Below are 7,825 nucleotides of genomic sequence, written 5' to 3'. Positions count from 1 at the left end.
AAAATGCCATTATCTTAAATAAATAATGACATTTTTTTATATAAAATTAGTTTATTCGCTATTTCTGGAGGAAGAGTTTTTACTTAGCATCGAAGACTTTCGTTAAGTCAACAAGTTCAAAGTTTTTATCGACTTCAAAAAACTGTCTTAAGATGGCCGCATGTCCACTACCAACAAGAACCAAAATAGTTTTTGTATGAGGTTTTAATTGATTCTGAATATTAGCGTACATAATCAAATTCCTCTTATACCAGTCAGTAACGAGATTTGAACCAAAATAATCTTTATTGACCATCACTTTATTCGCAAATGAAATATAAAAACCAATGTTTTTATCCAAGTTGGACTTTTGATTTATACATAAAAATATATCACTTAGACTGATTTTTTCTAGGCAGTTATCCGATAGAGAAGCATTAAATTTACTAAACTCTTCTTTCAAAGTTGGATTTGAATTTACCTCTTTTAATAAAATATCAAATCTCATTTCTATCAGACTATCAATAGGATATAATTCTTGGTGTTCTAATTTTTTCGCTAATCTATAACCTAATTCAAAAGTTTCACCTTCGGAATAATATTTTTTCAATCGTACATTTTTTACTGTATCTGTGAACTTATGATATTGATCTTTTAAATATGATTGATAATTTGCATTCAATTCGTTCTTTTTGTTAAAATTACTCTCGACAAATATTTGATCGGGCTTATAAGCAGATGCCTTTATTTTATTCGTAATTTCTTCTAAATCTTGTTGGTTTTCTTTAGATAATATATTTCTGTCTTTTTGTTTGATCATATCATTTCCAGGATTATTAAAGTGATAAGTTCCTAATAATATGACTTTTACTTTTTCTTGAGCCGATACAAATGAGAGTTGAAAAATTAAGAGAAATAAGGTGAAGTTAATTTTGCCCATGTTTTTTTATATTTATTTAAGTTATTGATTTTTTGCAAATATATAAAATCACTTTCTTGCTAAATAGAAAAAGGGTAAAATTTATTAGGTAATTGAACCCTTTTTCGATCTGGAAAGACCTGCTCATGAGATTATAGATTTTTAATGTAAACAGTAAATCTGAACAGAATGCTTACAAAATGTCATCAATGGACAAAGCCACTCCTAACGGAATGGCTTTTTAGATTTTCATTTTTTCTAGCAGTTAACTAACTATTGCAAATGCACGAATGCTTAGACTTGCATGAATGCGTTGTTACCATTATCATTTATTTAGAAAGATGCGTTATTGGCGTTAGTAAAACCTTACGGAATTCAACTTCAGCACCTTCAGCTTGAAGCGCAATCTGCCCGCTGTTTGCGGTACAGTCGTAACCTTCATTTACAAGGTCACCATTCACCCATACTTTTATCTTTCGGTCTAAACACTCAATTCTCATGCTGTTCCATTCACCAAGCGGTTTCTCCGATTTATCGGTAAGATTCAAAATCCGACGTTTTTTATCTTCTGTAATACCCCATTCAGCAGGGTCACCCCGACGCTCAACCATATTTGGTACTTTAATATCCTCCACAATACACCAAAAGTCTCCCGCATTTTCATGCATCATCTGTACTTCAATAGATTTTGGAAACATTCCATAAAGCGCGCGTGGAGTAGAGGCATGCACCAATACACCGCAGTTCCCTGGTTTTCCTGCAAAACGGTATTCGATATCCAGACTATAGTTTTTATACGACTTATCGGTTATAATATGGCCATTAGGATTACCCATACTTACTAGCATCCCATCTCTGACAAGAAAAGGACTTTTTACAGTCGTGTTTTTGTCCATTTCAGGAACATCGATATGCCAGCCTGTTAAGTCTTTGCCGTTAAATAGGCTTTTTGATTGCGCACACGAAGATAGAGAAAACGCTAAGCTGCTGACAATAAAAAGAGCAGAATAATAAAAGTTCATATTTGGTTTAGGTTTGAATGATTATCGTTAAAACAAACATACATAATAATTTTCATAGGAATAAAATAGAAATATTAGTTTTTACTTAATATTTTGAAAAAACTAACTCCAATAAAATATCGGTTCACAGTCCAAAAAATCGAAGATCTGAAGGTTTCTAAATCTGATCGTAAAATAAGAATTAGTTTTGTTTATAAAAGTCATGAAAATGATGGATTTACATTGAAATCTCGCAACTCAATCTATTTAAAAACCACTAGGTCTGGGGAATGAATTTGGACTTTCGATTAGTTTAAGTTATGATCTTTTGGAACTTTTGCACCCATCTCCACTTTAGCGGAAAATACCAAAATTTGAATTAATATTGCAATAACAATTAGGATCACGATTTCGATGTAAGACATTAATCTACTTCTGCTCGTCATACTGATTACTTCGTCCAGCTTTACTTTTCCTTCCTCCAATTGAATCGAAGACAATGTTTCTAAAGTTTGTCGTGCTTGTTTGCTGATCTCAATAGCTTTAGCATGATCTGTGGCATTAACATTTTGCGCTATTTGTTGAATGTAGATTTTAAATGTATTAAAATTGACGTTTTCTTTATCTGTAAGAACAGTTTTTTCATAAAGTGTAGTGATTTGCTTGATTTTATCTAGTTCCAAATTAACGTCTTTAGATGAATATTGAGGTGCAGATAGTAAGACAAGTAATTTCTCCATGCGATTTGAAAGCTGGTGAATATAATCAGCCACCACTAAGCGATCCGAATATAAAGAAGTTACCGATTCATTAATTCTTTTGACCAAGTGTTGCTCTTGAATATTGGTCAACATCACCAAGCAAAGGACAGAGAAAAACAACATCGCAGCCTTAATTTTATTTTTCACTGTAAAAGTCCACATTGGTCGTATATTTTGGTAAAAAAAACTGAAGAATAGCAATTTAATAAAAATTAAGCTAAAGAGGAAAAAGTTGTTTTTATGTTGAGTCTTTAAAACGAAGACCATATGGTTTATGATTCTTTATAAGGATTTATATTTCGTAAATTCAACTTTCGAAGTTATTCCGATTACAATATGCGAATAGCTTCTTTATGCTAATAAAATGAATCCATGAACAGCACGAAACGAAATAAGGGTTTTATCTTTAAGCAATATGACGAGCCGTTTCAAACGCCTTTTGACAAATTATTTGATATTTTCAAAGAGCTGATTACCCACACCTCCGGTGATTTTGATGATGCTATTGATTGGTTGCGGCAATTGGACAAAGAATTTAAACTGACAACTCCAGCATATACCATTGATGATTTCATTGCAGATCTGAAGAATAAAGGATACATCAGAGAAAAATTGGAACTAGGCGGCAATGGTAGCTCTTCTATTACCTCAAAGCTGGAAAAAGCCTTACGGCAGCATGCCTTAGATCAGATTTTTGGAAAGATGCGAAAAGGAAAGTCCGGCAACCATAAAACCAATCACCAAGGGCGGAGTGATGAAAATATGGGCGATTTCAGAAACTATCAGTATGGGGACAGCCTTGAGAAAATAGCCTTGACGGAGAGCCTTAAAAATGCGCAGATTAATCATGGAATAGGAGAGTTCGCCTTATCAGAAAATGATCTCGTTGTCGAAGACACCCAGTTTAAATCACAGATGAGTACCGTGTTGATGATTGATATTAGCCATAGTATGATTCTATACGGTGAAGACCGGATCACACCCGCAAAAAAAGTGGCCATGGCTTTATCAGAACTTATCCTGACACGTTATCCCAAGGACTCACTGGACATCATCGTTTTTGGTAATGATGCTTGGCCTATAGCGATAAAAGATCTACCTTATCTGCAAGTAGGACCATTTCACACCAATACGGTCGCAGGCTTGAAGTTGGCGATGGAGATCCTCAGACGTAAACGGCATGCTAACAAGCAGATATTTATGATTACTGATGGAAAGCCGAGCTGTTTAAACTTGCCCGATGGTAGTTACTATAAAAATCCGATGGGTTTAGATCCTTTTATCACCAGCAAGTGCTATAGTATGGCCGCACAAGCCAGAAAGCTGGGAATACCCATTACAACCTTCATGATCACTTCAGATCCCTATCTGCAGGAATTTGTTGACGAATTTACGGCTTCAAATCAGGGAAAGGCTTACTATACAGGACTTGGAGATCTCGGAGAAATGATTTTTGAGGATTACGAAGAAAATCGTAGAAAGAGAATACGATAAACAATTACGTTAATAAGATATACATTTTGCGCAGCATTTGCGCTTCATTATAAAAACATATGGATTACACGAAGATAACAACATTTGGCGCACTAAAAGCTTCTGGCTATAAACCTAAAACGATAAAAGAAGAATTGCGTCAGAATCTGATTACAAAGATAGGCAACGGCGAAACCGTATTTACTGGAGTACACGGCTACGAGGACACCGTTATTCCAGAACTAGAAAGAGCTATCCTCTCCAAACATAATATCAATTTCCTAGGTCTTCGTGGGCAAGCAAAGACACGTCTAGCCAGACTTATGGTTAATCTATTAGATGAATATATACCTGTGGTACAAGGCTCTGAAATTAATGATGATCCCTATAACCCAATATCGCGTTATGCTGTAGAACTATTAAAGGAAAAGGGTGATGATACACCGATTGATTGGCTTCATAGAAGTGATCGTTTTGCAGAGAAACTGGCTACTCCGGATGTAACTGTCGCAGATTTGATCGGCGATGTAGATCCGATCAAAGCCGCAAATCTGAGACTGAGCTATGCAGACGATCGTGTGATTCATTTTGGCATGATTCCACGGGCAAATCGCTCGATATTTGTTATCAATGAACTGCCCGATCTTCAGGCGAGAATTCAGGTAGCACTTTTTAATATATTGCAAGAAGGAGACATCCAGATCCGCGGATTTAAATTACGTCTGCCGTTGGATGTCCAGTTTGTGTTCACTGCAAATCCGGAAGATTACACCAACAGAGGAAGTATCGTAACGCCCCTAAAAGACCGGATAGGATCACAGATATTAACACATTACCCCGAAACAGTAGCGATTGCGAAAACCATTACTGCTCAGGAAGCTAACTTGGAAGCGGCACAAAAAGAACAAATATATGTTCCAGAACTGGCTCGTGAATTGATTGAGCAGATCAGTTTTGAAGCCCGCAATAGCGAATATGTTGATGAAAAAAGTGGTGTCAGTGCGCGTATGAGTATTACCGCATTTCAAAACTTATTAAGTACTGCCGAACTGCGGATGCTCAAAAATGGAGCTCCGGCCACAGCAATAAGATTGAGCGATTTTATGGGTATTGTGCCGGCTATAACCGGTAAGGTTGAGCTCGTATATGAAGGTGAGCAGGAGGGAGCCGGTACTGTGGCAATTCAGTTGATTGAGAATGCCGTTAAAAGTATATTTCTTACTTTATTTCCAAAAATTGAGAAGTTTGAAAAGGAAAATGAACGCTATCCCTACGATGATATTGTCCGCTGGTTCTCGGAATCGGAGGGTATTGAATTATCCGATGAACTCACTGATGTAGATTACGAACATGCATTGGACGAAGTGACACCTATCCGCAGTTTGATACAGCAGTATCAGCCACAGACGAAGCCTGAAGATTTCTATTTTCTGACCGAATTCATCCTATGGGGACTTACGCTCAATAACAAGTTAAGTAAATACAGAGTAGGTAGCAGTTTGCAGTTTCAAGATAAGTTTCAAGAATATTTGAGAAACAATCTATAGCAAGCTAGCACTGGAAAATCATATATTTTTTTCATTACTTACGTAAATGATGAAAAAATATGCTTTGTTTTATTTGCTGTTTATTATCTTCACCGGGCGAGCTATGATGTAAAATTTTGATTCTAAATTTTGATAATATTAAAAATCAGCAAGTCACTTATATTGACTTGCTGATTTTTAACTTTTAGTGATTGTAGGCGCTCCTCCAAATCTGAAAAGAATAGAGTCTTTTTTTAGTAAGAATTGGTGGAAATAGTAAACTTTATATGAAATGCAGTGATGAAAATAGATTATGCTTTTGTTGTATTTTTATATGCTTATATAAATCAAATTGATTTGTCTTTGGATAGAAGTAGATGGGAATCCATTGATAATTTGAGGAATTTTTATAAAATCAAATTTCACCCAAAAATATTGTTGCTTATCTAATGAATAGATTGAATCTAGAAGTCGAAAAAGTGGATAATTTAATTTTTCTTAAGGAAGAATCTTTCTGGGTGAGAATTAAAGATTCCTTGCTGTCTTCTTTTAAAAGAAATATATTTTTGGAACAAGATAATGTCTACTTTTTGTGTAACAGGCTACTTCTTTTTGATCAATTTTTAGAGATGGATATGCAAGTTCATCGACTAGAATTAGAAAAACTAAGAATAGATTTCTCGAAATTAAATTTTGATATATTAATGTGGAAATTAACCAAAAAAGATCGCTTAAGGGCATATAGAGTAGAACATTTTTTACAAAACACATCCGTAAATACTCTTTCTATCAGTGAATTTAGTAAGAACTATTTTAAAAATTAACTTGATCTCCTTCGAATAAATTGAAGTCTATTTTTTGAAAAAATTAGTGTTAATATCCGCCGTTCATTATCATTGGCAAAAAATGAGAAGTAAGATTAAGAAAATCAGCGTTCAAATTTAATTTTTATCATTTATTATAGAATAATATTAATAAAAATGGAAGATTCAGTAATAGAAGTGTTTTCTCCAAAGAATTTTAACTCATTAAAAAAATATCAAAATTTATTATGCCTCATAGCTTTTATAAATTTATCGATTGCATTGGTAATGGAATTTCCTTTTTCTTTTGAATCAATAAAAATGATGATTCAGACTATCTCATTAACATTATTTTGTATTTGCATATTTTTGTTTATTCTGATTTCCATAATATTGAGAATTTCCAAAAGAATATCTTATTGCTATATAAATAGTAGTGTTCTGTATTTAAAAACAGATAGTTGCCCAGAAGAAATCAGTATGGATAATATCAGTTTAAATATTAGTTTATCCAATCTTGCTGACAAAGATTCGTACTTAGATTGTGGACATTTTATAGAAATTAGCACTTTAGACGACAAATGCCAGTTTCCAATAAAATTTAACGCCAGTCTTTTACATGTATTCCCTGAATCTAATGTGAATTATATGCGTAAAAGCCCGATTTTGATGTGTGAAACTAAAAATTTACTTAAAAACTTACTAGATTTGACTTGGGCCACATCATAGCATTTTGGAGAGGTTATTAAGATAACGGTTTATGTGATTTTAGATAGAATAGCATTGAAAAAGAATTATTTTTTACAATAATATTTTGGTCATCATATATAAGTAGTAAATGAAGACTTCGCATTTTGGTATACTTATTATTTTATAAAAAATCATCAAACAATCAAATATGTAATTCTTAGTTAGAATACATATTTGATTGTTTTACAAAGAAGAGATGCTCTTCTTGATTCTATTTGATTTTTTCTAGAATAGAATATTGAGATAATATATCCCTAAGTTTATTACCACGTATTAGCTTCTGAACAATCTGAAGAGTTATCCCAAATTCTGCCAGCAAATGCCCCATATTGATCATAAGTATCAATATCTTGTTGACCTTGTGCATTCAGGAAGTTCGAATAAACGACTGAAGCGCCAATAGAACGACGGCCCCCTTGTAGCATTTCCAAAGCTTTTTCATCTAACTTATTGTTTTCTAGTGAAGAGAAGCTCTTCATTCCACTTAACTTTTTCATAATTAAATTTTAAGATTTTATTAGCGATTACCTTACCCTGACCTAAGAGCTTTTGTTGCAATTGCTAATTATTAAATCTAAAATTCGTTATATACTGGATATACTGGTGATATTGA

At 33.7% G+C, this 7,825-nt stretch carries 8 protein-coding genes; 4 read left to right on the top strand and 4 right to left on the bottom strand.

What is annotated here, in order from left to right; all coding sequences use genetic code 11:
• Positions 1-79: 79 nt before the first annotated feature.
• The 3 genes from L950_RS27325 to L950_RS23020 all read right to left on the bottom strand — a co-directional run bounded on the left by L950_RS27325 (position 80) and on the right by L950_RS23020 (position 2,807).
• Positions 80-919: a DUF5694 domain-containing protein gene (locus L950_RS27325; RefSeq protein WP_021189930.1), complete on the bottom strand. Its 840-nt coding sequence runs from the start codon at positions 917-919 to the stop codon at positions 80-82.
• A 308-nt stretch (positions 920-1,227) separates the two neighbouring features.
• On the bottom strand, positions 1,228-1,920 hold the full coding sequence (locus tag L950_RS23025; RefSeq protein ID WP_021189929.1) for a DUF1080 domain-containing protein: 693 nt from the start codon (positions 1,918-1,920) through the stop codon (positions 1,228-1,230).
• 287 nt (positions 1,921-2,207) lie between these two features.
• Positions 2,208-2,807 (bottom strand): MCP four helix bundle domain-containing protein, encoded by a 600-nt coding sequence (locus L950_RS23020; RefSeq protein ID WP_197086658.1) that lies wholly within the window; start codon positions 2,805-2,807, stop codon positions 2,208-2,210.
• 225 nt (positions 2,808-3,032) lie between these two features.
• Between L950_RS23020 and L950_RS23015 the strand changes: the two genes are divergently transcribed.
• The 4 genes from L950_RS23015 (at position 3,033) to L950_RS23000 (ending at position 7,191) form a co-directional block, all read left to right on the top strand.
• Positions 3,033-4,154 carry a vWA domain-containing protein gene (locus L950_RS23015; RefSeq protein ID WP_021189927.1) on the top strand — a complete coding sequence of 374 codons (1,122 nt, stop codon included), beginning with the start codon at positions 3,033-3,035 and terminating at the stop codon, positions 4,152-4,154.
• 59 nt (positions 4,155-4,213) lie between these two features.
• A complete protein-coding gene (locus L950_RS23010) occupies positions 4,214-5,680 on the top strand; it encodes a sigma 54-interacting transcriptional regulator (protein ID WP_021189926.1) in 1,467 nt (488 codons plus the stop codon).
• A 458-nt stretch (positions 5,681-6,138) separates the two neighbouring features.
• On the top strand, positions 6,139-6,483 hold the full coding sequence (locus tag L950_RS23005; protein WP_197086657.1) for a hypothetical protein: 345 nt from the start codon (positions 6,139-6,141) through the stop codon (positions 6,481-6,483).
• Between the two features lie 156 nt (positions 6,484-6,639).
• Positions 6,640-7,191, top strand: a complete 552-nt coding sequence (locus tag L950_RS23000) for a hypothetical protein (protein ID WP_021189923.1) — start codon at positions 6,640-6,642, stop codon at positions 7,189-7,191.
• A 284-nt stretch (positions 7,192-7,475) separates the two neighbouring features.
• On the opposite strand, the gene L950_RS22995 is transcribed toward L950_RS23000, so the two are convergent.
• Positions 7,476-7,709: a TIGR04139 family peptide modification target gene (locus tag L950_RS22995; protein ID WP_021189922.1), complete on the bottom strand. Its 234-nt coding sequence runs from the start codon at positions 7,707-7,709 to the stop codon at positions 7,476-7,478.
• Positions 7,710-7,825: the final 116 nt, after the last annotated feature.

It is taken from the genome of Sphingobacterium sp. IITKGP-BTPF85 (assembly GCF_001006065.1).
GTDB lineage: Bacteria > Bacteroidota > Bacteroidia > Sphingobacteriales > Sphingobacteriaceae > Sphingobacterium > Sphingobacterium anhuiense.
This window is presented reverse-complemented; position numbering and strand designations above follow the sequence as displayed.

Excerpts from the sequence above, each read along its gene's own strand:
- L950_RS27325 (WP_021189930.1), bottom strand. The coding sequence starts at position 919 with ATGGGCAAAATTAACTTCACCTTATTTCTCTTAATTTTTCAACTCTCA.
- L950_RS23025 (WP_021189929.1), bottom strand. The coding sequence starts at position 1,920 with ATGAACTTTTATTATTCTGCTCTTTTTATTGTCAGCAGCTTAGCGTTT.
- L950_RS23015 (WP_021189927.1), top strand. The coding sequence starts at position 3,033 with ATGAACAGCACGAAACGAAATAAGGGTTTTATCTTTAAGCAATATGAC.
- L950_RS23010 (WP_021189926.1), top strand. The coding sequence starts at position 4,214 with ATGGATTACACGAAGATAACAACATTTGGCGCACTAAAAGCTTCTGGC.
- L950_RS23000 (WP_021189923.1), top strand. The coding sequence starts at position 6,640 with ATGGAAGATTCAGTAATAGAAGTGTTTTCTCCAAAGAATTTTAACTCA.
- L950_RS22995 (WP_021189922.1), bottom strand. The coding sequence starts at position 7,709 with ATGAAAAAGTTAAGTGGAATGAAGAGCTTCTCTTCACTAGAAAACAAT.